Source organism: Gilvimarinus gilvus (assembly GCF_030518155.1).
GTDB classification, from domain to species: domain Bacteria; phylum Pseudomonadota; class Gammaproteobacteria; order Pseudomonadales; family Cellvibrionaceae; genus Gilvimarinus; species Gilvimarinus gilvus.
Genome location: NZ_JAULRU010000729.1, coordinates 1 through 395, shown reverse-complemented (window position 1 = coordinate 395; position 395 = coordinate 1). Strand labels below are relative to the sequence as shown.

General features: G+C 27.1%; 1 protein-coding gene. It reads left to right on the top strand.

Annotation, left to right across the window (positions count from 1 at the left end):
* Nucleotides 1-201 precede the first annotated feature (201 nt).
* On the top strand, nt 202-395 hold a 194-nt coding region (locus QWI17_RS18165; protein WP_302723944.1), incomplete at its 3' end, for an ATP-binding cassette domain-containing protein.

Below are 395 nucleotides of genomic sequence, written 5' to 3'. Positions count from 1 at the left end.
TTAAAAGACTGACTTGTTATAAGTTTTTATAAGTCAGTAAATCAATACATCTAAATTAATAAAAAAAATTAAAAATCACAACGTTTTGATTCGTAGCAAAATTACAAAATTTATAAATACAAAATCTTAGAAATTATTGATTCGAGAAAATGACTAAAAAATCACTAAATTTCCACTTCATTTACCAAGCAACAATTTGCCATGCAAAAGCAAGATTTACATTATATTATCGAAGTCAAAAATTTATCAATTTCTTTTGGAGATAAACAAGTTCTGAATAACATCAATTTCAAAGTAGAACAAGGTGATACATTAGGAATTGTTGGAGAATCTGGCTCTGGAAAGTCGTTAACTTCTTTGGCGATTATGGGTTTATTGTCTCCTAATGCGACAAT